We start from the raw sequence: 26,403 nt of genomic DNA, 5'->3' as shown, positions 1-26,403 counted from the left end.
AAGTGGGTTAAATACTCCTCCTTATAGTATACTTGGAGGATAAATAGTGTATTCTGTGATTTCTTATATGGGATTGACCTTGAGTTCCCTGCCTTGCTTAGTCTATGCTTATTCTATACTCTAAGCACTCTAAGCGTCGGGACATATATACAGTTAAGGGGTTAGACTGGTTGAAGGTCTAATTGCCCTCTAGGAGGTTATTTCAGGCATTGCAGCCTTATTTGACTCCTAAACGTCTCGCACATTATAGTTATTTTAACATTGATTGGGGATTATCCTATAGATAATTGGGGGCATCACCCTAATTAATTGTGTCCCAGAGGTATAATTGATTAATTAAATGCTGATTTAATCACCCACCCAAATTATGAATATACCCGCTTTAGTGAATGTGGCTATCGGTCTGTTTTTTATTTACCTGATTTTTAGTCTTTTCGTCTCAAATTTACAGGAACTTATTGCCTCTTATTTGTTTGACTGGCGCGCCAAAAATCTGAAAGCATCTATTCAGAGTATTTTGGGGGAACCCATGACCGAAAAGATTTATAATCATCCTTTAATCGGGTCTTTACAAGATTATAAAATTGATAGATTTAACCGGGGTGTGGGTCCTTCTTATATTCCTGATGATACCTTTTCTTTGGCGTTGATTAGTGTGTTGATGGAAACGGCGGGACAAGAATCAAAAATTGTCACTTTATCTGTGGATGATTTTAAGGAGGCGATCGCTTCTCAACCCGTCGCCAAAATTCTCAAGCCGGAACATATAGGATTAATGCGATCGCTCGCTAATCAAGCACAAATTAATTGCTTTGAAAATGATTTTATTAAGGCTTTAGAAAATCAAATAATGGCATGGTTTAATCAATCAATGGAACGCGCTTCTGGTGTATTTAAGCGTCGCGTTAATTTGATGATTTTAGCACTCGGATTTGGTGTGGCTGTCATCATGAATGTGGATAGCATAAATATTGCTAACCGCCTCTCTTTAGAACCTGTCATTCGCCAACAAGTTAGCCAAGATATTCAGATAATTTTAAGTGATAGTGAGTCCTGGCAAAACTATATCAATTGTTTAAGTCAAAATTCCTTAGATAAAAACGACTGTGAAACCATTGTCAGTCGCGATTTTATCAAGATAGCACAAGAGAAACTCTTAGCTCTTCCTTTGGGTTGGAGTTCCGCTAATTTAGCCTACCAATTCGGCGGTGAAATTTCGGGATTGACAATTCTTAGAGTCATTGGTGGTTGGCTATTAACAGCGATCGCTATATCCATGGGTTCTTCATTTTGGTTTGATCTCCTCAACCGATTGATTAATGTTCGCAACGGGGGCAAAAAACCAGATGATACATAACAGTAAATAGTTAACCGTGACAAGTTATCAATTCACATTAGTTGTGGCTTCACTATGATTAAGGCTCGTATTTCTTTTGGGTACTAACAAAAAATAGGTAATCATTTTACCTTTCCCTTTGACATCTATCATCTCTCGCTTTTCAAATAAATACTGATGTTGTAGGAGTTGATAAGTATCCTCAGAAACATGAATTTTACCAGGTACGCCATGGGACTCCATGGGAGATGCAGTGTTAACCGTATCACCCCATAAATCATAAATAAATTTTTTCAAACCAATCACACCCGCCACTACTGGTCCGCTGTGAATACCGATGCGGATACTTAATGTTCGGCTTTGTGTCTTATTTAATTCAGCCATAACTTTTTGCATATTAATAGCCATTTCCGCAATAGCAATAGCATGATCATCTCGACGGTGTGGGAGTCCTCCCACTACCATATAAGCATCTCCAATAGTTTTAATTTTTTCCAATCCATAGGCTTCTGTAAGCATATCAAAAGCCGAAAAAATTTTGTTTAAAAAGTTGACTAAATCCACAGGAGAAAGTTCCGATCCTAACTGGGTAAAACCGACAATATCAGCACATAATACTGTAACTTCCGCAAAAATTTCCGCTACCCGGTTGTTGTTTCAGCTTATCAGCAATTTTTTTAGGCAATATATTAAGTAAAAGACGTTCCGTTTGTTCTCGCTCATGCTGTCAAGCTGCTTCTGTTAATAAGCGTTCCGTAATGTCCCGTAAAATGGCTCATGTGGCGATCGCTTTACCATTTTATAATTTACAATTAATACTACCTTCTACGGAAATTTTCTGACCATCTTTAGTAATTAATTCTGCTTTAATATAATTGACCAACTCTCCCGCCATTATGCGAGCTAAAATCTGCAAAAAATGAAATTTATTATCAGGATGAATCATATCAAAAATAGTGATATTAGATATTTCAGATTCAGTATATCCCAGGGTTTCTTTCCAAGCTCTATTGACATAGATAAAATGACCATCCATCCCAAAAGACTGAATTAAATCACTAGCATTTTCAAATAAATCTCGATATTTTCCTTCACTTTCCGCTAACGCTAGTAATAACAGGATAGTTTCGTTCGTACTTTGAACTAATTTCTGCTCTAAAACCATTCTATCTGTCACATTAGAAAAAAAGATAATTAGCTGATATTCTTGTTTCTGATCATCATAATAGCGATTGACAAAAAAATCTAAGTAAAGGGGGGAGTTGGGGTCAGGAAAACGACCAATTGCTTTTAGTTAAAAAGATGGTAACTCTCCCCGCAATACCTCTATTAACATCTCCTCAGTTCCGAATAGTTCTGGTAAACCATTGCGGATATCTTCACCCGGTTTAAATTGCTCCGGTTCCTCAGAAAAACGATCCACGTTGGTTGACACTTCACAGATGGTTAAATTAGCATCAACAATTAAATATTCTAAGTGATGGGGAACTACAATTTGGGAGCCAAGTTGCTTCATATAATCCTCTGGTATATTCAATCTTGTTTGAGACCCTGATTTTCACTAATTATACCTGATTCGCGCCCTCCTAAAATTGGGAATGATTAAATTTTAACCACCATACTGTAAGCCAATTTTTGGAATATTTAATCCACATAATCACCGGTTTTAGCCGAAGTTTGATAAATACCCAGGGCTTTTTCGGCAACCGGTTGGGGTACATATTGAGTCAATTTTTCCAGGTCTTTTTCCGCCACTAAGTCAGCCTTATTTAAGGCTACAATTATTTCACATTTCGGGTTCATATATGAAAACAAATTCAAGTGTTCAATTAACCGCTCAATAGTTTCTTGGCGACTGAGATCGGCTACCAAAATCACCCCACTGGCTCCCTGTAGGTAAGAAGGCGCAATGGCTTTAAATTTGGTGTGCTCTTCTATATCCCAAATTAACAACTGTAAATTAACCGTTTCTTGCTGTTTGACGTTCTGTAATTCAACCGCTTTGCGGGAAATTTTCACCCCCACTGTTGACAGATATTGGTCGCTGAATTGACGATCTACAAAACGCCGAATTAGGCTGGTTTTTCCCACACTGAAATCACCAACCATACACATTTTTTTAGAAATTGTAGACATTTGATTAAGGTTGTTCTCCCTGGTTATCGTCTGGGTTGTCTATTATTTCAAATACCACAGTTCTCCCCAATAAGAAAGGCTGATGAGATATAACATCTGTAGGTGGCTGGGCGTTACCTACTATCTCTAGGCGCTTGGGGTCGATTCCTTGTTTGGTCAAAGCGTCGCGAACTGCTGTCGCTCGATTGAGGGCTAATTGCTGATTTATAGCAGCACTTCCCCTGAGATCTGTATGACCAATAATTCTCAGCGACAGTTTTGGATACTGATCCAAAAATTCTGTTATTCTGGTTATGATTTTCATATCCTGGGGGTTAATTTGTGCTGAACCGAAATTAAAGTAGATGCGATTTTCTATGCGGACTGGATCTATTTTTAAGGTGCTAAAAACTGATTTGACGCCGGGAATATTATCAAAGGCAGCGGGAATTATTTGAGCATCTCTCATGTGTCTGACTTGACCACTAATAATAACTTGGCGATCGCTATAATTGCTTTCAATATTAACGCAAGCCATTTCATTGCAAATCCCCGTCATGCGTTCCACTTCTCCAGCCGTTACTATAGGCTCTGGCGGTACATCAACAGCGATAATTTGGTTATCTATCTGCAAGTCAGAAGCCGTATATACAGCTAAGTTTTCCGCTAATTCCCGTAATCTTTCATTAGGAACCTTTCCACTCAGTCTTAATTGCTCACCTTCCACTGAGACAGCAATCTTATAAATCGCTAACTCAGGAGTTGCCGCTAGGGTTTGGGCGGTTTTATCTGCTATGCGTCTTTGTAGGTATTCTTGATAAGAAAAATATCCCCAGGGAATTAAAATTAACAACCCGCTCAATACCCCTAAACTGATTAGAGCCACAGGTACTCGCTTCAGTCTTTGTTCACTTACAAATTGAATTAAACTTTCTAATAACTGATGTACAGCAATCGGAATATTGTCGCGATCGCCATCAAAATTCTCGATCAATTCTCCGTAATCTCAAACAATTATACCCATAGTTTGTCGCATTTTTGTGATAAATTCTGGGCTGGGTTCCCCTTTAGTTACCACAGCGAAATAACAGTAACCTGCCACCTCTAGGATGATTTTAGAATTCCCATACTCAATCTCATTTAGTTCTGAATAATTATTAATTTGGACAATGCAATCATTCACAAAACTGCGAATAGCAGTTAACATCCCTGCCACCATTTCTGACTCAAGGCTATAGCTACCAGAAGCCTGCACCTCCGAAATCACTAACCCTGAGTTTTTATGAATTAAAAATATGGCTTGAACTGCAAAAGGTATAGATTCTTGAAGGATTAATTCTGCTTCCGAAACCCCCTTAACTTTAGCTTTAATTTTCCGCGCCACTCCCTCCACACTAAAAGCATTAGCTACTTTGTCGTTAATATTCTGAACAGCCTCGGCTAGATATTTACTGATGGTATTACCAATCACCGGATATAAAGCATCTACCATCGCATCACTTTCTAGGCGAATTTGCTCCTTAATAGCTTTACCCATTTCTGGCGCTAAAGCATTAGCTATGGCATTTTGATCTAATTTTCTTTGCTCACGAAGAGCGATCGCTATTTCCTGCGCTAAAGCCTTCGCCACTTCTTCCGGGCAGTTTTTCATGTGCTGAGAAATAGCCCCAGGTAATAAATCAGCGATCGCACTACAGCCTTTATCTCAATCATTAAGCACAGTAACAACACTTGGTAAACCAGTTATTCAAACACTGTAAATCCACAAGGCTTACCGCCACTTCTACCAATCTCACTAATAATTCCATGGTCTCCGTCCTGAACTTGCACACTACACTTTTGAGCTGTGACCACATCATCTCTATCGGGTTAAACTCAGGGGAATACACCGGCAGATATTCTACCCTGGCTCCTACTGACTCTATCATTTCTTTGACTTCTTCTCGATGATGAGAATTTCAGTTATCCATTACCACTACATCTCCTTTTTTTAATTTTGGCAATAAATCTAACTTGATGAATTGGAGAAAATCCTCTTTTTTCATTGACCCTTATAATGTTTGAGTCGCTACCACTCCGGAGAGCTTAATTGCACCAATTATTGTCATTTTTTGACCTCGATAGGATTTCCGCAGTTCATAGACTTTTTTCCCTTTCGTCGCTCTGGCTAAGGGTCTGCTCATCCCTACCCATAACCCACTGTCATCAATAAACACAAGCTTTTCAGGAGCTACATCTCTAATTCTTTACCAATAATCTACTCGCGCTTTCTGTACTTCTTCAGTTACTACTTTTTCGCTCCTGTATGTTTTTTTTTGAGACTTATATCGTGCTGCTTTAAAAATCTATCTATCATGGTCGTACTGACATTTATGCCCAGCTTGTCTCTGAGCTTCTCACTATATTGCCATAAGGTCAGGTCGGGGTGGGCTTCTACAATATCTATCACGGCTTCCTCATGCTGAGATCAAATGCTTTTCTTTTTAGTGCCACACTTACGAGGAGATAAGTCTCCCGTTAATCGATACTGTTTGACCAGTCGCCTTACCGTGTCTGGACTCACCAAAAAGCGTTTCGCTACTTTTCGGATAGAAGTGTCTCCTTTTTCATAGGCTTCTACTATCTTTTTCCGAAAATCTAAAGAGTAACGGCTCATGGTAGTTGGTTGTGATAACTTATACAATAGCCATACATTATACCGTACTTTGTGTTTTGTGTAAAGGCTGTAATCATCCCCGACTTGTCTTGTCGCTTTTTCCCCGCAATAATTTCATCAATAATCGGCACAATTGAGTCTATAACGTCTTGTTTAGACAGAACCATTTTATCATTAATGATAGCTGTTAGAGCCGGGAGTAATAGGTTAAAAATCTGGTCAGGATCATCAAATTTATCCTGAACCGCTTGCAGTTTCTGTTCCGCTGACTGAATTGGGCTCTGTAGCCTCGGTAACTCAGTCTCAAGATAACTTTTAGTGACTTTTTCAAACTCCGAGAATTTGGAACCTAGCAGCAGATCCTGTAATGGGTCGAAAGGGTCGGACAAGTCCTGACTTAGATCTACTTCTGTATCGCTGGTTTGGTTTTATGGCGGCGCAGAAACAGAGGTTTTCTCCTCCTCCAAATCATAACCATTATTATTATTTGCATGAGATTTAGCAGTTTCTCCAGACTGGACAGACACTGGATCATCAAAATACTTACTAAACTCATTTGGGGAAATTTAAATTAATCGAACCGCCTTAGTCACCACTTCCTCATCCTCTGGGATTAACTCAGAGAATGCTGTCTCTACCTGAGTCTCTATCTTCTTAGTAGTCTCTACCTTCTTAGTCTCTACCTGGGTAAAATCTTATGGTTGAGCAGAAAGTAGATCCTCCCTTTTCACACCCAGATTTTGTGAATTACTTTTCCGAGAATATGAGGATTTGTGTTCATGCTTAATATTGCTATTTTGAGATGGATAATTATCAACTTTGGGAGTTTGAGGTGAGTTAGTGATAGATTCATCATTAGGCTTCCCAAGCAACACATCAATCAAAATATCAACCAACTCATCCAGTTGTGGTTCAGACTCAACAGATTCTAACTCAACCTCTTGTGATTGATTTATGCTCTTGGGAGTTTCTTGCGATCTAGTCATAAATGCCACCCCTGATAGATAATTCAGTCAAGTAGGGGTCGAGAGAGATGTCGCCATCTCCCCCTCCCATACAAAACCGTACTTGAGACTTTCACCTCATACGGCTCCTAATTTGATTGCTCCATTGTTAGGGATACAGCGTTGACATTATCTAATGCCGTCTTATCATCGTGGGTGTGGCGATGTAGTAGTTGAAGATTTTTGTATTCATCCTTTCCGCCTAAGCTTCGAGGTACAATGTGGTCTACTTCAATTAAATCCGATGGTGCAAAATACTGTCCGCACCAGGTACATCTGCCTTTTTGCTTTTTGAGTAGTTTTGCTACCCTATTTGGCGTGTCAATTGCTTGTCCTTTCCTAGTTGCCCAGTAAGTCCAATTTCCGTCATATGGTGTTGCGTCAGGGCGTATCAGGGTGTGTCTGACAATCGGAGTCCAATTATGTTGCCACTCAGTACAGGACAAAAAAGCTGAAAGTATTAGCGAAAAGGGAATCTAGCCGAAAATTCTGAAGGGGGCGCTCCGGGCTGAGGTGAAAGTCGAGGGGTGGGGGGGTAGCGCCAAGTTGGGGTGAGAGGGTTACATCGGAATTACCACAAACCAAACTTCCCTCTCATGAACGAGCTTAACCGATTACGAGACACTTTGCGCCCTCACTTGCCCTGGCACGGGGCGAGATTAAACTTTGTCTGCCTGTTCCTGATGGCGCTATTCCAAACAAAGACGGTTAATCTGATGGAAATAGCGACTGTATTCGCAAATCCTGTGCAAATTTCCTCAAATTATAGCACTAGTCAATACGGTTAGGACGCAGCCTTGAGAACAGAATCCATGGCATCATGGAGAGAATCAAACTGCTCAATACAATGGCGAATGCGGGCTTTCAACCACGACCAACATTTCTCTATCTTGTTGAGGTCTGGCGAATAAGGCGGAAGATAGAGTAAACGGCATTGAGCTGCCTCCACCAGTTCAGCAATCCGTCCCCCTTTATGAAACGTTGCATTGTCCAATACTAGAGTCTGACCTGGCTTCAATGTTGGAATTAAGATGAACTCCAACCACAACTCAAACACTGTCCGATTACAACAACCCTCAAAGCTAAAGGGAGCTAAGAGTTGTTGATCACACCATGCGGCTATATAGCTCACCCTGCCCTGCCTCTTCCCGGATTTGAGGGCACCGAAGCGTTGTCCTTCCTGGCAGTAACCATAAGGATAATCCGAGTCTTGACTATTCATGCCAGCTTCATCGAGGTAAACCAACCCTTCCGGCTCCATCTGTTCAATCTGAGCCATAAACTCCTCTCGCTGTTGCTTCCAACGTTCTTGGTAGCCGTAAGTTTTTTTTCTGGTGAAGCCAATTTTCTTCAAGGCTCTGGATATGGTGCGAGGAGAGATGTCGTCATCCCAAAGTTGAGCCATTTGAGCGGAGGTTTTGTGGCCATGCTCTTGGGCAAAAGCCTTGAATTTGTGCCAGTCGGTAATTTGGTGGCTATGACCAGGTGGGCGATTAGGTTTAGGGAGGAAGTCGCCGGTGTGTTCTTTTCTTTGCAGCCAGAGATTGATGGTGTTCCTGCTGACATGGAAAACTTGACTGGCTTCGGTTTTGGGTATACCGTCTAGTTCAATTGCATTAATAACTTTTTGTCTAAGGTCGTAACTGTAGGGGGCTGGCATTTTGGGTCTTCTGTAGATATCCTTGCCATTATACGTCCTAACTTTTCTGTCTTGTGCTATACAAGCGATTACAACGTTTTTTTCGGCAATTCAAATTTGACCGGGCAGAGATTGCCCGTTTCGTCGTTAGCCTCATTGACATTCCCCAACCTTGGACTCTTAGTCTCGACCGCACCTGTTGGTCTTTCGGTCAAACCCATTTCAACATCTTGATGTTGGCAGTCGTCCACGAGGGGATTGCCTTTCCCCTGCTGTGGACGATGCTTGACAAAAAGGGCAATAGCAACAGTGGCGAACGCATGGACTTATTCGACCGCTTCGAGGCACTATTTCCTGACGTGGAGGTGGCTTGTCTGACCGCTGACCGGGAATTTGTGGGGCGAGATTGGCTCTCGTATCTTCTCATCGACCCCGAGGTTCCTTTCCGCCTACGCATCCGCCACAGCGAGCTGATTAGTCCTAAGTTATAGCACAAGACAGGAAAGTTAGGACGTATAATGGAGAGGACGAGATGACTAAGAAGACCCAAAATGCCAGCCCCCTATAGTTACGACCTCAGACAAAAAGTTATTGATGCAATTGAACTAGACGGTATGCCCAAAACAGAAGCCAGTCAAGTTTTCCATGTCAGCCGGAACACCATTAATCTCTGGCTGCAAAGAAAAGCACAGACCGGAGACTTCCTCCCTAAACCTAATCACCCACCTGGCAATAACCACAAAATTACCGACTGGCAAAAATTCAAGGCTTTTGCCCAAGAGCATGGCCACAAAACCTCCGCTCAAATGGCTCAACTTTGGGATGACGACATCTCTCCTCGCACCATATCCAGAGCCTTGAAGAAAATTGGCTTCACCAGAAAAAAAACTTACGGCTACCAAGAACGTGATGAGCAACAGCGAGAGGAGTTTATGGCTCAGATTGAACAGATGGAGCCGGAAGGGTTGGTTTACCTCGATGAAGCTGGCATCAATAGTCAAGACTCGGATTATCCTTATGGTTACTGTGAGCAAGGACAACGCTTCCATGTCCTCAAATCCGGGAAGAGGCAGGGCAGGGTGAGCATGATTGTGGCATGGTGTCATCAACAACTCTTAGCCCCCTTTACCTTTGAGGGTTGTTGTAATCGGACAGTGTTTGAGTTGTGGTTGGAGTTCATCTTAATTCCAACACTGAAGCCAGGTCAGACTCTAGTGCTAGACAATGCAACGTTTCATAAAGGGGGACGGATTCCTGAGCTAGTGGAGGCGGCTCAATGCCGTTTGCTCTATCTACCACCTTATTCGCCAGACCTCAACAAGATAGAGAAATGTTGGTCGTGGTTGAAAGCCCGCATTCGCCACTGCATTGAGCAGTTTGATTCTCTCCATGATGCCATGGATTCCGTTCTCAAAGCTGCGTCCTAACCACCTTGACTAATGCTATAGGAGGAACTCGGCGTAGCGGCGAACGAATGTTTGATTCTCTGCGACCCGGAGAATTTCGCCAGCTTTCGGGTCGCCGTTGGGTTTGGGGACGGCAGGTTTACGTCATTGGCTCTCGTCTGGCTGATTCGGGGGAGTTGTTGATTCTCATCACTAACGCTTGCCCCGAAACGGCCCTCCCCGACTATGCTCGGCGTTGGGGTATTGAAAACCTCTTCGGAGCCTTGAAGACTCGGGGCTTCTGTCTCGAATCGACTCACTTTAAGGACCCTGAGCGCTTGAGCCGTTTATTGGCTTTGCTTAGCCTGGCTTTTACTTGGGCTATGAAGGTGGGTTTGTGGATTCACCAAGGTTCACCCATTCCTTTGAAGGCTCACGGACGACGCTCCCAGAGTCTTTTCCGCACTGGCTTCGATTTTCTACGCCGCACTTTCTCTAATCTGCCTTTGTTTTCAGGGCGGTTTCACCAGGCTCTACAACTTTTGTCCTGTACTTAGGTTAAGAACATTAAAGGAAACCTCAAAGCAAAAGCACTTAGGAGAGTATGGATACCAAAACCTGGTAGGGATGAAAAAAGCTGGAATAGGCATTCCTACAATCCAAGATAGAGCAAGGCAAGCCTTGGTTAAATCGGCTCTCGAACCTGAATGGGAATCGAGATTTGAAGACACAAGCTATGGGTTCCGACCTGGTCGGTCTGCCCAAGATGCAATAGAACGAATCTATCTATGTATTAAGCATAGTAGTTATTATGTATTGGACGCAGATATAGCAAAATGCTCTTACCGTGAACCATGATTACCTACTGTCCAAAATTCATTGTCCAAGCAGCCTGAAAAGAGACCTAAAACAATGGCTCAAAGCAGGTGTACTAGATAACGGTGTATTTGAGGATACTGAAACAGGGACACCTCAAGGAGGGGTAATAAGTCCAATACTCGCCAACATTGCACTGGATGGCATGGCTAGATTAATTGAAACAACGTATCCAAAAGTAAAAGGGGTTAAAATTAAAGCCACCGTAATAAGATATGCCGATGATTTTGTAGTGATATCACCATCACTAGAGATTATTGAACAGTGCAAGATTGCTATTTCTGAATGGTTAAAACCTATTGGGTTAGAGATTAAACCGGGAAAAACTCGAATCTGTCATACACTCAATCCTATTGAATATGATGGAAAACTTGAAGAACCCGGATTTGATTTTCTAGGATTCAATATTAGGCAATATCCTGCAGGAAAATATAAAACTGGGAAAACTGGTGGAGCAGCAAGCCGTCCAATCGGTCACAAAACTCACATCAAACCCAGCAACAAAGCAGTTAAAGCCCACACAGAAGTGATTAAGGATGCAATAAAACATCTTAAAACCGCACCCCAATCAGCCCTGATAAGCAAACTAAACCCAATCATAAGGGGATGGTCAAACTATTATTCAGCGGTAGTCTCATCAGAGACCTTCGTTAAGCTAGACCACACAGTCTGGTTAATGTTAAGGGCATGGACAGTATCAAGATGCGGAAAGACAAGTTACAAGAAGCTAAGAAACTATTTCAGTCATGGAACGGTTAGACTTAGTAATGGGAAAGAAAGGCATGAATCTTGGTTGTTCCAGACTAAGGATGGACTCACATTATGGCAACATCTCAGTACAGGATAAAAAAGCTGAAAGTCTTAGCCAAAAGGGAATCTAGCCGAAAATTCTGAAGGGGGCGCTCCGGGCTGAGGTGAAAGTCGAGGGGTGGGGGGGTAGCGCCAAGTTGGGGTGAGAGGGTTACATCGGAATTACCACAAACCAAACTTCCCTCTCATGAACGAGCTTAACCGATTACGAGACACTTTGCGCCCTCACTTGCCCTGGCACGGGGCGAGATTAAACTTTGTCTGCCTGTTCCTGATGGCGCTATTCCAAACAAAGACGGTTAATCTGATGGAAATAGCGACTGTATTCGCAAATCCTGTGCAAATTTCCTCAAATTACCAGCGATTACAACGTTTTTTTCGGCAATTCAAATTTGACCGGGCAGAGATTGCCCGTTTCGTCGTTAGCCTCATTGACATTCCCCAACCTTGGACTCTTAGTCTCGACCGCACCTGTTGGTCTTTCGGTCAAACCCATTTCAACATCTTGATGTTGGCAGTCGTCCACGAGGGGATTGCCTTTCCCCTGCTGTGGACGATGCTTGACAAAAAGGGCAATAGCAACAGTGGCGAACGCATGGACTTATTCGACCGCTTCGAGGCACTATTTCCTGACGTGGAGGTGGCTTGTCTGACCGCTGACCGGGAATTTGTGGGGCGAGATTGGCTCTCGTATCTTCTCATCGACCCCGAGGTTCCTTTCCGCCTACGCATCCGCCACAGCGAGCTGATTAGTCCTAAGTTAGGAGGAACTCGGCGTAGTGGCGAACGAATGTTTGATTCTCTGCGACCCGGAGAATTTCGCCAGCTTTCGGGTCGCCGTTGGGTTTGGGGACGGCAGGTTTACGTCATTGGCTCTCGTCTGGCTGATTCGGGGGAGTTGTTGATTCTCATCACTAACGCTTGCCCCGAAACGGCCCTCCCCGACTATGCTCGGCGTTGGGGTATTGAAAACCTCTTCGGAGCCTTGAAGACTCGGGGCTTCTGTCTCGAATCGACTCACTTTAAGGACCCTGAGCGCTTGAGCCGTTTATTGGCTTTGCTTAGCCTGGCTTTTACTTGGGCTATGAAGGTGGGTTTGTGGATTCACCAAGGTTCACCCATTCCTTTGAAGGCTCACGGACGACGCTCCCAGAGTCTTTTCCGCACTGGCTTCGATTTTCTACGCCGCACTTTCTCTAATCTGCCTTTGTTTTCAGGGCGGTTTCACCAGGCTCTACAACTTTTGTCCTGTACTTAGGTTCTTAACAAGTTCAAACCTTTGTCTTGGCGAAATTGCTTTCATTCCATCGACTCCGGCTGTTTTCTTGCCTTGATTATCTTGAGTCACTCGCCGCACTGCTAAGAGTCGGGCATAATATGACTTCACCAATAGACGTTGCCACCTTCTTGCCTTCGCGTCCTGTCCCGATTTAGCTGCTTGAAATATCCTCTTTTGGAGCTTGAAAACTTTCCTCTGGACTTTCGCCCATGGGATTTGTTTCCATACAAACGCACGTCTTGATTGGTTTTGATTTCTCAAATCCTTTCTTTAAACTCGCTTTCGTCATAGTAACTCCTACTAGACTCTATTCTTTACAATCAAACCGTGACCCGTTAGCATATCCTTACCATTACAGTATGGCTTTGGCTTCTGGTCACATCTCACCCCCTAATAGGCTTGCGCTTACACTTTCACTACTGACTTTCTCGACCAGATTGTCAGAGCCTAGAAGGGGTTAAAACGTTCCGTTTATATGGGCATTCCATCTTTAGACTTGTCCTTTCCACCGGGGTACTTTTAAAGGTCTGTGTAGGTAGTTCAAAGAGCCTCCTACTTTTCCCCTTACTCTTTTGAGCGCAGTGTATCAACCTATTTCGCTGCCTGCTGTTGACGATGGTTCAAGTCGGACATTCAGATTTCCTTAGTCATGGATGGTTGGCAGTGGTCGGAATTTTGGGAATAGGTTTTCCCTCACGCCTTCCGTTCCCCGCTTCAATCTGACGGGGTATGATTCCTGAATCTGGGGGTGGCTATCGCCGTTACTCTTTTCCACAATCGCCCAAGTGGTTTTAATCCTCCATGTTATATAATTGAGTATTGCGATTTTCTTTGTGGAATTGACCTTGAGTTCCCTGCCTTGCTTTCGCTTTGGGACATATAAACAGTTATAGGGATGGTCAGGAGTACGCTCCTTATATTCAACCAAAGGGTTGAAATCCCTACTAGGCAGTCATTTCGGGCATTGCAGCCCTATTTGATGCCTGAACGTTTCGCACCCTTAGTAACAGTATAACCAAACCAACCTCACCCCAAAATCCGTTAAAATTCAATCAGCAATACTGATTAATTACCCGATTACAGCCTTTACACAAAACACAAAGTACGGTATAATGTATGGCTATTGTATAAGTTATCACAACCAACTACCATGAGCCGTTACTCTTTAGATTTTCGGAAAAAGATAGTAGAAGCCTATGAAAAAGGAGACACTTCTATCCGAAAAGTAGCGAAACGCTTTTTGGTGAGTCCAGACACGGTAAGGCGACTGGTCAAACAGTATCGATTAACGGGAGACTTATCTCCTCGTAAGTGTGGCACTAAAAAGAAAAGCATTTGATCTAAGCATGAGGAAGCCGTGATAGATATTGTAGAAGCCCACCCCGACCTGACCTTATGGCAATATAGTGATAAGCTCAGAGACAAGCTGGGCATAAATGTCAGTACGACCATGATAGATAGATTTTTAAAGCAGCACGATATAAGTCTCAAAAAAAACATACAGGAGCGAAAAAGTAGTAACAGAAGAAGTACAGAAAGCGCGAGTAGATTATTGGTAAAGAATTAGAGATGTGGCTCCTGAAAAGCTTGTGTTTATTGATGAAAGTGGGTTATGGGTAGGGATGAGCAGACCGTTAGCCAGAGCGACGAAAGGGAAAAAAGTCTATGAACTGCGGAAATCCTATCGAGGTCAAAAAATGACAATAATTGGTGCAATTAAGCTCTCCGGAGGGGTGGCGACTCAAACATTATAAGGGTCAATGAAAAAAGAGGATTTTCTCCAATTCATCAAGTTAGATTTATTGCCAAAATTAAAAAAAGGAGATGTAGTGGTAATGGATAACTGAAATTCTCATCATCGAGAAGAAGTCAAAGAAATGATAGAGTCAGTAGGAGCCAGGGTAGAATATCTGCCGGTGTATTCCCCTGAGTTTAACCCGATAGAGATGATGTGGTCACAGCTCAAAAGTTTAGTGTGCAAGTTCAGGACGGAGACCATGGAATTATTAGTGAGATTGGTAGAAGTGGCGGTAAGCCTTGTGGATTTACAGTGTTTGAATAACTGGTTTACCAAGTGTTGTTACTGTGCTTAATGATTGAGATAAAGGCTGTAATTATCATTAGATTCCAGCAATTAAATATCAGTATACATATTAGTATCCGCCGCATCTTGAAGCTGTGGCACAAACTCCGTCCCCTTTAGCTTCATCCCCATTTCCCACAGTATTTATGCCATATCATGTTTAGAAACTTTGTCATTTCCCCTCATCGACAAACGTTGATAAAGTTGTTAAAATACCTCACTTGTTAAATTCCTAAAGTCTTCTTGCAACCTATCTCTAGTTTGCTAGTTTGGTTGAATTCATCACGGAGCAGGTTAGTTTGAGTATCCAGAGATTGATCCAAAGATTCAATACTGTTAGAAAACTTACGATTGATTCTCTCAAGATGCTGTCGCAGTTCCGTGGCTTCTTCTTTACTCTCTGTACTTAGAGATTTAAACTTTTTATCAAAGGCTTCGTTAGTCGCCCTAATGTCAGTCGAAAAAAAACTTTTTAGCTGTTGCGCATAATCATGAAATTCTTGCTGAAGCCTAGATAAATCCGACTCCATTTTCTCGAAGCGGTTATTAAACTCCCGGATATTAGAACCAAAAATAATATCGCGAATTTGCTCAATATTAGCTAATTTTTCGCGCATTTCTTCTTTAGTTATATCGGACATAATTTCTCCTGGTAGTTGTAGCAGTTATCCTGGTTACGGAATATTTTGGGCTATCCTCCCGACTTAGCCCTGTGGATAAAGGGGGACATTTCCCAGACCCTATGATTGATAATTTTTGGGCTTTTTCCCCTAGGGCGGTTCTCGGGGGGTTGAGGGTTAGCGTGGCGAGATATAGCACAAGACAGAACACTTAGGACGTATAATGGAGAGGACGAGATGACTAAGAAGACCAAAAATGCCAGCCCCCTATAGTTACGACCTCAGACAAAAAGTTATTGATGCCATTGAACTAGACGGTATGCCCAAAACATAAGCCAGTCAACTTTTCCATGTCAGCCGGAACACCATTAATCTCTGGCTGCAAAGAAAAGCACAGACCGGAGACTTCCTCCCTCAACCTAATCACCCACCTGGCAATAACCACAAAATTACCGACTTGCAAAAATTCAAGGCTTTTGCCCAAGAGCATGGCCACAAAACCTCCGCTCAGATGGCTGAACTTTGGGATGACGACATCTCTCCTCGCACCATATCCAGAGCCTTGAAGAAAATTGGCTTCACCAGAAAAAAAAACTTACGGCTACCAAGAACGTTGGAAGCAACAGCGAGAGGAGTTTATGGCTCAGATTGAACAGATGGAGCCGGAAGGGTTGGTTTACCTCGATGAAGCTGGCATGAATAGTCAAGACTCCGATTATCCTTATGGTTACTGCCAGGAAGGACAACGCTTCCATGCCCTCAAATCAGGGAAGAGGCAGGGCAGGGTGAGCTATAGCATTAGTCAAGGTGGTTAGGACGCAGCTTTGAGAACGGAATCCATGGCATCATGGAGAGAATCAAACTGCTCAATGAAGTGGCGAATACGGGCTTTCAGCCACGACCAACATTTCTCTATCTTGTTGAGGTCTGGCGAATAAGGTGGTAGATAGAGTAAACGGCATTGAGCTGCCTCCACCAGTTCAGCAATCCGCCCCCCTTTATGAAACGTTGCATTGTCCAATACTAGAGTCTGACCTGGCTTCAATGTTGGAATTAAGATGAACTCCAACCACAACTCATATCAAGTCCGGATAATCAATTATAGTAAAGTCTCGGTTTGAGGCCACCAATGAAAACTGGTCAAGCCTCGAATTAATTCGCGCTGTTTCCACAAACTTCGGCAGCGAGCACACAAGAGTTCCTCTAGCTGATCAAGATTCTCAAATGAACGATTGGCAATGGGTTCATCTACCAGAGGCCACAGTCTTTCTGCCGGTTGTAGTTCCGGGGAATGGGACGGTAGAAACATTAAATGCAGTCCTTCGGGTACTTTCAGATTCTTACTGATATGCCATCCGGCTTGATCAACCACTAACATAATGTGTTGATTTGGACCTAATTTAAATTCGGCAGCAAACTCCTGTAACACTCGACTAAATAGAGTTGTATTGACGTAAGGTATAATCCACCAATAAGTCTCTCCCGTTTCCGGTCTCACAAAACCATATAGCCATAACCACTCGAATTTCCAATTAATATGGGCGAGTGGTTGACAATCTTCCGCTACATAAATACGTCGCATCACCGGTTTGAGTCCCAGACGGTGTTCATCTTCGCTCCACAATTGCACCTGTGCATCAGGGTATCTCCGGCGAAGTCCCTCTAACTCCGTTACCAGTTTTTTTTCCAGGCTTGCTGCTCGTCTTCGTCACTTTCGATGTGAGCCGGTCTCGGTACACGAAGCCGAAATGTCATTTGTCGCAGAATCTCCCATCCCCTTTGTCGGCTAATTTTTCGTCCAGTTACTCCTGTCAACCAGTCTGCCACCTGGCGACCGTTCCACAGTCCCCCATCCGGCGCTGTTCCTTGCAGGGCTTGCCATAACTGAGCTTGAGTCACATCATCAATTAACGGTGGATGTCCGGGATTTCCTTTTCGGCGCGCACCCAGCCCTTTTAATCCCAATTGGTTGTATCTCTTTACCAATTCATAAATCCAGATGCGACTGTAGCCCGTAATTTCTTGGACTTCCTCCGTGGTCTTCCCCTTAGCCAACAACCAAATAATTTGATATTGGCGACTTTCCAAGCCCTCTTGGGCTTGGTGATCAGCCCGGCCAAGTTCTTCGGTACTTAAGTGGGGAGCTATACTAATTCGTCTGGGCATAACGCAAGTTTGGCATTGGTCACTGATATTATAACCGATTAAGCGAACTTGATATGAGATGTGACCAGAAGCTAACGCCCGGCTGTAATGGACGGGATATGCCAACGGGTCACGGTTTGATTGCAAGGATAGAGTCGATTAAGGGTTAATATGACGAAATCGAGTTTAAAGAACGGATTTGGGAAAACCAGACCAATCAAGACGTGCGTTTGTATGGAGAAGTATCAACTGGACTAAGGTTCAGCGATACGTCTTTAAGCTCCAAAAGAGGATATTCCAAGCAGCTAAATCGGGACAGGACGCGAAGGTTAGAAGGTGGCAACGTCTATTGGTGAAATCATATTATGCCCGGCTCTTAGCGGTGCGACGGGTGACCCAAGACAATCAAGGCAAAAAGACGGCTGGAGTAGATGGGATGGTCGTAATATCCCCTAAGCAAAGGTTAGAAATGGCTGAGAAAATCAAGGGAAACCTCAAAACAAAACCACTACGAAGGGTGTGGATTCCAAAACCTGGAAGGGATGAGAAACGTCCTCTAGGGATACCCACAATCCAAGATAGAGCCAGGCAAGCCTTGGTGAAATCGGCTCTCGAACCCGAATGGGAAGGGAGATTTGAAGGCACAAGCTACGGGTTCAGACCAGGCAGGTCAGCCCATGACGCGATTGGTAGAATATACACGGCCATAAATCAGGGTCAATACTATGTCCTTGATGCGGATATAGCGAAATGCTTCGACCGAATAAACCATGATTACCTACTGTCCAAAATTCATTGTCCTAGCGTAATTAAACGCGACCTGAAACAATGGTTAAAAGCAGGAGTGCTAGACAATGGCGTATTCGAGGATACAGAAGCCGGGACACCACAAGGAGGGGTAATAAGTCCAATACTCGCCAACATTGCACTGGATGGAATGGCTAGGTTAATTGAAACAATGTATCCAAAAGCAAGTGGGGGTAAAGTTAAAGCCACCCTCATAAGATACGCTGATGATTTTGTAGTGATATCACCGTCACTGGACATCATTGAACAGTGCAAAACTGCTATTTCCCGTTGGTTAAAACCTATAGGATTAGAGATTAAACCGGAAAAGACCAGAGTGTGTCATACACTTAACCCCATACAATATGAAGGGAAAACAGAAGAACCGGGTTTCGATTTCTTGGGATTCAATATTAGGCAATACCCAGCAGGAAAACATAGAGTGGGGAAGATAAATAGGGACACAAGGAAAACCTTTTTAACCCACATCAAACCCAGTAAGAAGGCAGTTACAGCCTTTATCTCAATCATTAAGCACAGTAACAACACTTGGTAAACCAGTTATTCAAACACTGTAAATCCACAAGGCTTACCGCCACTTCTACCAATCTCACTAATAATTCCATGGTCTCCGTCCTGAACTTGCACACTAAACTTTTGAGCTGTGACCACATCATCTCTATCGGGTTAAACTCAGGGGAATACACCGGCAGATATTCTACCCTGGCTCCTACTGACTCTATCATTTCTTTGACTTCTTCTCGATGATGAGAATTTCAGTTATCCATTACCACTACATCTCCTTTTTTTAATTTTGGCAATAAATCTAACTTGATGAATTGGAGAAAATCCTCTTTTTTCATGGACCCTTCTAATGTTTGAGTCGCTACCACTCCGGAGAGCTTAATTGCACCAATTATTGTCATTTTTTGACCTCGATAGGATTTCCGCAGTTCATAGACTTTTTTCCCTTTCGTAGCTCTGGCTAACGGTCTGCTCATCCCTACCCATAACCCACTTTCATCAATAAACACAAGCTTTTCAGGAGCCACATCTCTAATTCTTTACCAATAATCTACTCGCGCTTTCTGTACTTCTTCAGTTACTACTTTTTCGCTCCTGTATGTTTTTTTTTGAGACTTATATCGTGCTGCTTTAAAAATCTATCTATCATGGTCGTACTGACATTTATGCCCAGCTTGTCTCTGAGCTTATCACTATATTGCCATAAGGTCAGGTCGGGGTGGGCTTCTACAATATCTATCACGGCTTCCTCATGCTTAGATCAAATGCTTTTCTTTTTAGTGCCACACTTACGAGGAGATAAGTCTCCCGTTAATCGATACTGTTTGACCAGTCGCCTTACCGTGTCTGGACTCACCAAAAAGCGTTTCGCTACTTTTCGGATAGAAGTGTCTCCTTTTTCATAGGCTTCTACTATCTTTTTCCGAAAATCTAAAGAGTAACGGCTCATGGTAGTTGGTTGTGATAACTTATACAATAGCCATACATTATACCGTACTGTGTGTTTTGTGTAAAGGCTGTAAAGCCCAGATAGAAGTGATTAAGGGTGTAATAAAACAACATAAGACAGCACCCCAATCAGCCTTGATTAGCAAGCTAAATCCGATAATACGGGGATGGTCAAATTACTATTCAGGGGTCGTTTCAATAGAAACCTTCTCTAAGCTAGACCACATAATTTGGCAAATGTTAAGGGCATGGACAGTCTCAAGATGCGGAAAGGCAAACTACGAAAAACTGAGTAATTATTTCAGACCTGGAAAAGTTAAACTCAGTAATGGGAAAGAAAGACAAGAAAGTTGGATGTTCCAAACCAAAGATGGGTTACATCTCCACAAGCATAGCTGGACGCCAATTGTCAGACATACCCTAGTGCGCCCGGATGCAACACCATACGACGGAAATTGGACTTATTGGGCAACCAGGAAAGGTCAGGCAATCGATACACCAACAAGGGTAGCAAAACTACTTAAAAAGCAAAAAGGTAGGTGCGCCTGGTGTGGGCAATACTTTACCCCATCAGATTTAGTTGAAGTAGACCACATAGTACCTCGAAGCCAAGGTGGTAAAGAGGAGTACAAGAATCTTCAACTATTGCACCGCCACTGTCATGATGATAAAACGGCACTAGATGAAGCCGATGCTGTGTCCTTAACAATAACAATGGAGCAATCAAACTAGGAGCCGTGTGAAGGGAAACTTTCATGCACGGTTCTGAATGGGAGGGGGTGAAGGTGACTTCACTCTCGACCCCTAATCAACTGGCACGGTAATGGGCGGGCATAGAACCCGAACTCCCCAGAGACACGATTGGTTGAGAAAGGTAAAGCGGCCTATAAGTCCTCTGTAGTCGGTTAATCAACGTCAGACTCAGGGCAAAACTATTCATTAGCCCGAAGCGGAAACGACTTAGGGGTGTATGCGGGCAAAAGTTCCCGCAACACGGTGAGAATGCCACCTGTCACGAGGGATAAATCCTTGTCCCCACCCCCACCTCGCGGAACGCAGGTGGCGGAGCATTCATGTGTGAACGTTGATCACTTCTTGCTCTAGGCTGACCGGTGGGATCATTCTAGGTACTTTCGGAAAAATGTAAAAATATTGCAACGGCCTCCGGTATGATCACGTTACGCATCTCGATCTAAGGGAACGCAAAATACAATTATGCGAATTTTATTTGTAGCGGCGGAAGCGGCACCCCTGGCCAAAGTCGGGGGTATGGGGGATGTCGTGGGTGCTTTGCCCCAGGTCTTGCGGGCAATGGGCCATGATGTCCGGGTATTTATGCCCTACTATGGCTTTTTACCAGACAAAATCAAAATACCCAAGGAACCTATATGGTGGGGAACCGCCATGTATCAAAAATTTGCGGTTTTTGAGACGACATTTCCCAAAACTGATGTTCCATTATATTTATTTGGACATCCTTCGTTTATGCCTCGTCGGATTTACTATGGAGAAGATGAGGATTGGCGGTTCACCCTATTTGCGAATGGGGCTGCTGAATTTTGTTGGAATTACTGGAAACCCCAAATTGTTCACTGTCATGATTGGCATACCGGGATGATTCCCGTATGGATGAAAGAAACCCCTGATATAGGTACTATCTTTACCATTCATAATTTAGCTTATCAAGGACCTTGGCGCTGGTTTTTGGAACGGATTACCTGGTGTCCTTGGTTTATGGAAGGTCATAATGTCATGGCGGCAGCGGTTCAATTTGCTGACCGGGTAACTACAGTATCTCCCACTTATGCTAGTCAGATTCAAACGGCTGGCTATGGGGAAAACATGGAAGGTTTGCTCTCCTATATAAGTGGCAAAATGTCGGGGATTCTTAATGGGATTGATACGTCGTCTTATAACCCGGAAAACGATCGCTATATCGTGGAAAACTTTAATGCTGATACCGTGGAAAAACGGAAAACCAATAAAGTTGCCCTTCAGGAAGAGTTAGGACTAGAAGTTAACTCCGGTGCCTTCCTGATTGGTATGGTAACACGACTGGTGGAACAAAAAGGACTCGATCTAGTAATTCAAATTATGGATCAGTTTATGTCCTTTACTGATTCCCAATTTATTTTACTGGGAACAGGCGATCGCTATTACGAAACCCAAATGTGGCAAATGGCATCCCGCTATCCGGGGAGAATGACGACCCAAATTCTGTTTAATGATGCCCTATCACGGCGGATTTATTCTGGTGCGGATGCCTTAATTATGCCCAGTCGTTTTGAGCCTTGCGGAATTAGCCAAATGTTAGCAATGCGTTATGGCTGTATTCCCATTGTGCGGCGTACAGGAGGCTTAGTCGATACGGTATCCCATAACGACCCAGTAGGGGAAGGCGGCACAGGTTACTGTTTTGACCGCTACGAACCTCTGGACTTCTTTACCTCTATGGTTCGCGCTTCGGAGGCTTTCCGCTATAAAGACCATTGGCGGCGACTCCAACAGCGAGCCATGCACCAAAACTTTAGCTGGGAAAACTCAGCCCGGGAATACATCAAGGTTTATGAGGAAGTAGCGGGATACTATTCCTACCAACCCCCAACCCCTGAAGCAGAACCGGAAACTGGTGTCACTACTTAGGGCAACACTCCATTATTAGCTAAAAGACCCGGTTTCTCTAGTTCCTACTGGACACAGAAACCGGGTTTTTCTGGGATAGAATCAACTACAAAGCGATCGCCGTTTTTTGATGAACCCTGGAACTAGCCTCTATAACTGCTTGACGCGCCCATAGGTCGGCGGCTAAGATATCATCCAAACTCGGATTTTGACAATTATCTTGTTCATGGCGCGCGCAGACCATTTCAATGACCTTGGGAATATCCAAAAAGCTAATCTTTTCATCTAAAAACAAAGCCACAGCCTGTTCATTAGCGGCATTTAACACGGCTGGCATAGACCCCCCAGACCGTCCGGCTGCGTATGCTAACTGCATACAAGGATATTTTTGATTATCTGGTGCTTTAAAAGTCAAATTACCAGCTTTGACCAAATCCAACTGTTCCCAATCTGTATAAATTCTTTCAGGCCAAGATAGAGCATATAATAGGGGTAAACGCATATCCGGCCAACCCAACTGCGCCAACACAGAAGTATCCTGCAACTCAATCAAAGAGTGAATAATACTCTGGGGATGAATGACAATATCAATTTGATCATAATCCAAACCAAAGAGAAAATGAGCCTCAATCACCTCGAGACCCTTATTCATCATGGTAGCGGAATCAACGGTAATTTTACGCCCCATGGACCAATTAGGATGTGTAGTTGCATCAGCCACTGTCACCTCGGTTAGCCTTTCCACAGGCCAATCACGAAAAGCGCCCCCAGAAGCGGTGAGAATAATCCGTCGTAAACCCCCAGCCAGAACCCCTTGCAGACACTGAAAAATAGCGGAATGTTCGGAGTCAGCGGGTAACAATTTAACGCCATATTTCTCAATCATAGGATTGACGACAGGTCCCCCGGCGATGAGAGTTTCCTTATTAGCCAGGGCGATATCCTTACCGGCTTGAATGGCTGCAATTGTTGGCAATAATCCCGCACAGCCAACAATACCAGTCACGACAGCTTCGGAGTCTCCATAGCGGGCAACCTCGACTATACCAGACTCTCCCGCTTCTATAATAGGTTGGGGGTCAAGATCGGCGATCGCCTCCCGCAATTCCCACAACTTCTTCTGGTCACAAATAGCGACAATTTCCGGCCGAAACTGTCGCACCTGTTGCGCCAGGAGAGTCACATTACTACCTGTGGCTAATCCCACAATTTTAAACTTATCGGGGTGATGAGCAACAATATCCAGAGTTTGAGTACCGATAGAACCCGTAGAACCGAGAAGAGTAATTGCTTTCATGTCTTTGTAACTTATGTTATTAAATAACCATAGTATCTGTAATTGTCACCCTGATGCAAACCCGATAGGGAAATTAAAGCACAATTGCCAATTCACAATTACCCGATTTAGGAAGATTATTGAGCATAGCCACAAAAGCGCGACATCATCAGTATATATACGGTGGAAATTTACGCTCATAAACTCTCATTATACCCACAGCGATACATCCGCAAGAAATAACCAGGAACCCGAGATTTTATCCCCAATTCTCGCTCACAATTAGACCCGGAATGGTCAAATTCAGCGGCAAAATTAATCAGCCATAAATTCATGGGTTGCGGCCATTGATTAAGGGTGGTCACTAAAGTATTAGTAGCGGTGGAAGAATCACGATTATGGCGATGTGCCAGCAGAAAGAAAGGCGATTTTTCCCGGACCCCTAAATTTTTGAGTTCCCCAGCAATGCTCATCATTTCCCCGGTTTGTTCATGGCTTTTATGAACTGTAGCAATTAAGGTGGGAATATCTGACCTTAAATAAGCGGATATTTCCTCAGCCACAAGTTCGGAGCGATCGGGTTTTTGGTAAGCTAAGTTATACACGACCATCAACCCACCCAATAAAGACATGAAACCGATAAAAGCGATCGCATATCGTCGCCATTGAGATTTTCCGGGCAACTCCCAACTTTTAGCTAACCCGGCGGCTAGGATGAGTAAAACCACGGGAAAATAGATAAACTGATATCGCGCTGCTAGGGTTAAATCCAAACCAATCGCCCAAGCGATCGCGATAAATATCGCCATAATCACCAAAGTAAAGCCTAGCCAAAATTTGATTAGTTTTCTTTCCCTATGACTGGCAAAGTGCCAACCATCAATTAAGACTTTTCCTAACAGGCATAAAACTAGCAAAGCGACGGCACTAGAAACTATAATAATCGGCAAAGGTTGCTTTTCGACGGGTAACATAATCACCATAGTAATCACCCAAGCCACCAGCCGAAAAATCGGATCAATAAAATGATTCCGACTCGGTGAAGTCCAAGCAATTAACTGGCTATCTCCGGTGGAAATTTTCAGAAAAATCGGCAACCATACCAAGACACCTATAGCTGTACCTAATGCGATCGCATAAAACCCTTTCCAGAGTTTCAGCTTGGGAAACCGTAGAGGATCGTAGCGGATATCCTGAATCCAAAATGCGAAAACGATTAACCCTTGCGCTATCAGCAGGAAGATAAAAAAGAAATGGACGGCCATTCCTAGGCTATTAACTATGACAGTCGCCAAAATTAGCCAGACCGGGAGGGAGATTTGTGCTTTGAGACGTTCAACAGCAACGGTGAGACAGGCGAAAGAGGCGATCGCCAAAAACATTGCCAAAGTGTAGTGTCGTGCTTCTTGGGCTAAATATACCCCAAATGGTGAAACGGCCATCAACCCCGCCGCCAGATGTCCGACGAGTACAGATCTAAAACATAGCCACCCCAAGCCAAATATAGCGGGAACCGTAGCGACCCCAAACAGAACACTAAGGGATCTGGCTATATGAATGGAGACTAAATCCCCAGGAGTTCCCCACCAGTGAACCCAGAGATGGGTCAACATAAAGTAAATGGGGGGATGGTTACTTTCAATAAATAGCCTTTCGGGAACCGAAGCGATCGCCATATTATCCCCCAACTGTAGGGGAAACAGCAGTAATTCTGGAGCGATCGCTGTATCCAACGGGACTCTATGGAAACCATGACCCAGACTAAAGGCTAGAGTCGCGAATTCATCACTCCAGATTGGTTTAGCGTCTAAGTTGATCAGACGCAAAATTAAGGCGATCGCGCACCAGACCAGGAGTAATACCAAATTAATGCGATCGTGCTTAACCAAACTTTCCCAGAGATGAACTCGCTTTCCCATATTTACCGCCAGATTTGAGCCTACCAGACGAGTATTGTCTCACGGTCCAGGAAACGGGACAAAAAAAAAGAGAGAACTGCTTGAGCAGCTCTCTCTACCATCAGGGTGCATCTACATAACACAATATAGCCTTTTTGCTATGAGGGGTCAAGCCCCCTATTGTAAAGATTTTGTAAAGAAACCCCCAGCAACCCAAATCGACACAAAAAAACGCACCGGAAGCCAAAAGCATTCCGGTGAGAACATTGGATCATCGAAACTAATCGCCTCGAACCATGAGATCAACCCTCTCAGACTGAGGTAGAATGATGATAGATATTTTGAGTAAAGGAAATGCACCCTGATGAAAAAAACACCCTAATGATCGACGAACTTTCCG

General features: G+C 43.6%; 15 protein-coding genes and 14 pseudogenes. 12 read left to right on the top strand and 17 right to left on the bottom strand.

Translation table 11 applies throughout. The features are described 5' to 3' along the window. The first annotated feature begins 367 nt into the window (after positions 1-367). Entirely contained in the window at positions 368-1,357 is a 990-nt protein-coding gene (locus HFV01_RS05920; protein WP_006669243.1) for a hypothetical protein, read from the top strand. A gap of 27 nt (positions 1,358-1,384) precedes the next feature. Here the strand turns inward: HFV01_RS05920 and HFV01_RS31950 are convergent. The 9 genes and pseudogenes from HFV01_RS31950 to HFV01_RS05870 all read right to left on the bottom strand — a co-directional run. Beyond that, positions 1,385-2,444 (bottom strand): annotated as a pseudogene (locus HFV01_RS31950) (adenylate/guanylate cyclase domain-containing protein); the annotation flags it as partial. Between the two features lie 186 nt (positions 2,445-2,630). Further along, positions 2,631-2,852, bottom strand: a complete 222-nt coding sequence (locus tag HFV01_RS05905; protein WP_006669242.1) for a hypothetical protein — start codon at positions 2,850-2,852, stop codon at positions 2,631-2,633. A gap of 128 nt (positions 2,853-2,980) precedes the next feature. After that, positions 2,981-3,472: a Rab family GTPase gene (locus HFV01_RS05900; protein WP_193520908.1), complete on the bottom strand. Its 492-nt coding sequence runs from the start codon at positions 3,470-3,472 to the stop codon at positions 2,981-2,983. Positions 3,473-3,476: 4 nt separating this feature from the next. Further along, positions 3,477-4,445, bottom strand: coding sequence for an OmpA family protein (locus HFV01_RS05895; RefSeq protein WP_006624148.1), 969 nt, complete (start codon positions 4,443-4,445; stop codon positions 3,477-3,479). Positions 4,446-4,457: 12 nt separating this feature from the next. Further along, complete coding sequence (locus tag HFV01_RS05890) at positions 4,458-5,102, bottom strand: hypothetical protein (protein WP_006624147.1); 645 nt, start codon at positions 5,100-5,102, stop codon at positions 4,458-4,460. Positions 5,103-5,163: 61 nt separating this feature from the next. Continuing rightward, positions 5,164-6,107, bottom strand: a pseudogene (locus HFV01_RS05885) (IS630 family transposase). Further along, on the bottom strand, positions 6,104-6,496 hold the full coding sequence (locus HFV01_RS05880) for a hypothetical protein (RefSeq protein ID WP_006624145.1): 393 nt from the start codon (positions 6,494-6,496) through the stop codon (positions 6,104-6,106). The pseudogene HFV01_RS05885 and the gene HFV01_RS05880 overlap by 4 nt, the downstream one beginning before the upstream one ends. Positions 6,497-6,802: 306 nt before the next feature. Next, the gene (locus tag HFV01_RS05875) at positions 6,803-7,093 is read right to left on the bottom strand and encodes a hypothetical protein (protein ID WP_006624144.1); all 291 of its coding nucleotides are present in this window, start codon (positions 7,091-7,093) and stop codon (positions 6,803-6,805) included. A 107-nt stretch (positions 7,094-7,200) separates the two neighbouring features. Continuing rightward, a pseudogene (locus tag HFV01_RS05870) lies at positions 7,201-7,542 on the bottom strand (HNH endonuclease); the annotation flags it as partial. A gap of 165 nt (positions 7,543-7,707) precedes the next feature. Between HFV01_RS05870 and HFV01_RS05865 the strand changes: the two are divergent. After that, a pseudogene (locus HFV01_RS05865) lies at positions 7,708-7,890 on the top strand (IS4 family transposase); the annotation flags it as partial. 5 nt (positions 7,891-7,895) lie between these two features. Here the strand turns inward: HFV01_RS05865 and HFV01_RS05860 are convergent. Continuing rightward, complete coding sequence (locus HFV01_RS05860) at positions 7,896-8,771, bottom strand: IS630 family transposase (protein ID WP_006669240.1); 876 nt, start codon at positions 8,769-8,771, stop codon at positions 7,896-7,898. Between the two features lie 59 nt (positions 8,772-8,830). Between HFV01_RS05860 and HFV01_RS05855 the strand changes: the two are divergent. From HFV01_RS05855 to HFV01_RS05825, 5 genes and pseudogenes are all read left to right on the top strand, one after another. After that, positions 8,831-9,238: pseudogene (locus HFV01_RS05855) on the top strand (transposase family protein); the annotation flags it as partial. A 63-nt stretch (positions 9,239-9,301) separates the two neighbouring features. Next, the gene (locus HFV01_RS05850) at positions 9,302-10,177 is read left to right on the top strand and encodes an IS630 family transposase (protein WP_006669238.1); all 876 of its coding nucleotides are present in this window, start codon (positions 9,302-9,304) and stop codon (positions 10,175-10,177) included. Positions 10,178-10,194: 17 nt separating this feature from the next. Next, positions 10,195-10,692: pseudogene (locus HFV01_RS05845) on the top strand (IS4-like element ISAtsp3 family transposase); the annotation flags it as partial. Then, positions 10,693-11,843: pseudogene (locus tag HFV01_RS05830) on the top strand (reverse transcriptase domain-containing protein); the annotation flags it as partial. Positions 11,844-12,008: 165 nt separating this feature from the next. Further along, positions 12,009-13,079: an IS4-like element ISAtsp3 family transposase gene (locus tag HFV01_RS05825; RefSeq protein WP_006669216.1), complete on the top strand. Its 1,071-nt coding sequence runs from the start codon at positions 12,009-12,011 to the stop codon at positions 13,077-13,079. On the opposite strand, the gene HFV01_RS05820 is transcribed toward HFV01_RS05825, so the two are convergent. Then, on the bottom strand, positions 13,056-13,361 hold the full coding sequence (locus HFV01_RS05820; protein ID WP_039932918.1) for a reverse transcriptase N-terminal domain-containing protein: 306 nt from the start codon (positions 13,359-13,361) through the stop codon (positions 13,056-13,058). The genes HFV01_RS05825 and HFV01_RS05820 overlap by 24 nt on opposite strands. Positions 13,362-14,250: 889 nt before the next feature. On the opposite strand from HFV01_RS05820, the pseudogene HFV01_RS05815 reads away from it, so the two are divergent. After that, positions 14,251-15,193 (top strand): annotated as a pseudogene (locus HFV01_RS05815) (IS630-like element ISAtsp7 family transposase). 214 nt (positions 15,194-15,407) lie between these two features. Here HFV01_RS05815 and HFV01_RS05810 read toward each other — a convergent pair. Next, the gene (locus tag HFV01_RS05810) at positions 15,408-15,824 is read right to left on the bottom strand and encodes a hypothetical protein (protein WP_193520907.1); all 417 of its coding nucleotides are present in this window, start codon (positions 15,822-15,824) and stop codon (positions 15,408-15,410) included. Between the two features lie 235 nt (positions 15,825-16,059). Here HFV01_RS05810 and HFV01_RS05805 point away from each other — a divergent pair. After that, positions 16,060-16,594, top strand: a pseudogene (locus tag HFV01_RS05805) (IS630 transposase-related protein); the annotation flags it as partial. A gap of 20 nt (positions 16,595-16,614) precedes the next feature. Here HFV01_RS05805 and HFV01_RS05800 read toward each other — a convergent pair. Together HFV01_RS05800 and HFV01_RS05795 are read right to left on the bottom strand one after the other, a co-directional pair. Beyond that, positions 16,615-16,884 (bottom strand): annotated as a pseudogene (locus tag HFV01_RS05800) (transposase); the annotation flags it as partial. An 18-nt stretch (positions 16,885-16,902) separates the two neighbouring features. Next, positions 16,903-17,969 (bottom strand): annotated as a pseudogene (locus tag HFV01_RS05795) (IS630-like element ISAtsp4 family transposase). Between the two features lie 150 nt (positions 17,970-18,119). Between HFV01_RS05795 and HFV01_RS05790 the strand changes: the two are divergent. Beyond that, positions 18,120-19,269 (top strand): annotated as a pseudogene (locus HFV01_RS05790) (reverse transcriptase domain-containing protein); the annotation flags it as partial. On the opposite strand, the pseudogene HFV01_RS05785 reads toward HFV01_RS05790, so the two are convergent. Beyond that, positions 19,265-20,208, bottom strand: a pseudogene (locus HFV01_RS05785) (IS630-like element ISAtsp7 family transposase). The pseudogenes HFV01_RS05790 and HFV01_RS05785 overlap by 5 nt on opposite strands. Before the next feature lie 62 nt (positions 20,209-20,270). On the opposite strand from HFV01_RS05785, the pseudogene HFV01_RS05780 reads away from it, so the two are divergent. Then, positions 20,271-20,939, top strand: a pseudogene (locus HFV01_RS05780) (group II intron maturase-specific domain-containing protein); the annotation flags it as partial. A 483-nt stretch (positions 20,940-21,422) separates the two neighbouring features. After that, positions 21,423-22,850: a glycogen synthase GlgA gene (gene glgA, locus HFV01_RS05775; protein ID WP_006617251.1), complete on the top strand. Its 1,428-nt coding sequence runs from the start codon at positions 21,423-21,425 to the stop codon at positions 22,848-22,850. A gap of 85 nt (positions 22,851-22,935) precedes the next feature. On the opposite strand, the gene dxr is transcribed toward glgA, so the two are convergent. Next, a complete protein-coding gene (gene dxr / locus HFV01_RS05770) occupies positions 22,936-24,126 on the bottom strand; it encodes a 1-deoxy-D-xylulose-5-phosphate reductoisomerase (RefSeq protein ID WP_006624138.1) in 1,191 nt (396 codons plus the stop codon). A gap of 176 nt (positions 24,127-24,302) precedes the next feature. After that, entirely contained in the window at positions 24,303-26,024 is a 1,722-nt protein-coding gene (locus HFV01_RS05765; RefSeq protein WP_006624137.1) for a glycosyltransferase family 39 protein, read from the bottom strand. Positions 26,025-26,403: the final 379 nt, after the last annotated feature.

The sequence above is a fragment of the Limnospira fusiformis SAG 85.79 genome (genome assembly GCF_012516315.1).
Lineage (GTDB): Bacteria > Cyanobacteriota > Cyanobacteriia > Cyanobacteriales > Microcoleaceae > Limnospira > Limnospira fusiformis.
This window is presented reverse-complemented; position numbering and strand designations above follow the sequence as displayed.

Excerpts from the sequence above, each read along its gene's own strand:
- HFV01_RS05860 (WP_006669240.1), bottom strand. The coding sequence starts at position 8,771 with ATGCCAGCCCCCTACAGTTACGACCTTAGACAAAAAGTTATTAATGCA.
- HFV01_RS05890 (WP_006624147.1), bottom strand. The coding sequence starts at position 5,102 with ATGAAAAACTGCCCGGAAGAAGTGGCGAAGGCTTTAGCGCAGGAAATA.
- HFV01_RS05920 (WP_006669243.1), top strand. The coding sequence starts at position 368 with ATGAATATACCCGCTTTAGTGAATGTGGCTATCGGTCTGTTTTTTATT.
- HFV01_RS05905 (WP_006669242.1), bottom strand. The coding sequence starts at position 2,852 with ATGAAGCAACTTGGCTCCCAAATTGTAGTTCCCCATCACTTAGAATAT.
- glgA (WP_006617251.1), top strand. The coding sequence starts at position 21,423 with ATGCGAATTTTATTTGTAGCGGCGGAAGCGGCACCCCTGGCCAAAGTC.
- HFV01_RS05850 (WP_006669238.1), top strand. The coding sequence starts at position 9,302 with ATGCCAGCCCCCTATAGTTACGACCTCAGACAAAAAGTTATTGATGCA.
- dxr (WP_006624138.1), bottom strand. The coding sequence starts at position 24,126 with ATGAAAGCAATTACTCTTCTCGGTTCTACGGGTTCTATCGGTACTCAA.
- HFV01_RS05765 (WP_006624137.1), bottom strand. The coding sequence starts at position 26,024 with ATGGGAAAGCGAGTTCATCTCTGGGAAAGTTTGGTTAAGCACGATCGC.
- HFV01_RS05900 (WP_193520908.1), bottom strand. The coding sequence starts at position 3,472 with ATGTCTACAATTTCTAAAAAAATGTGTATGGTTGGTGATTTCAGTGTG.
- HFV01_RS05810 (WP_193520907.1), bottom strand. The coding sequence starts at position 15,824 with ATGTCCGATATAACTAAAGAAGAAATGCGCGAAAAATTAGCTAATATT.
- HFV01_RS05875 (WP_006624144.1), bottom strand. The coding sequence starts at position 7,093 with ATGACTAGATCGCAAGAAACTCCCAAGAGCATAAATCAATCACAAGAG.
- HFV01_RS05825 (WP_006669216.1), top strand. The coding sequence starts at position 12,009 with ATGAACGAGCTTAACCGATTACGAGACACTTTGCGCCCTCACTTGCCC.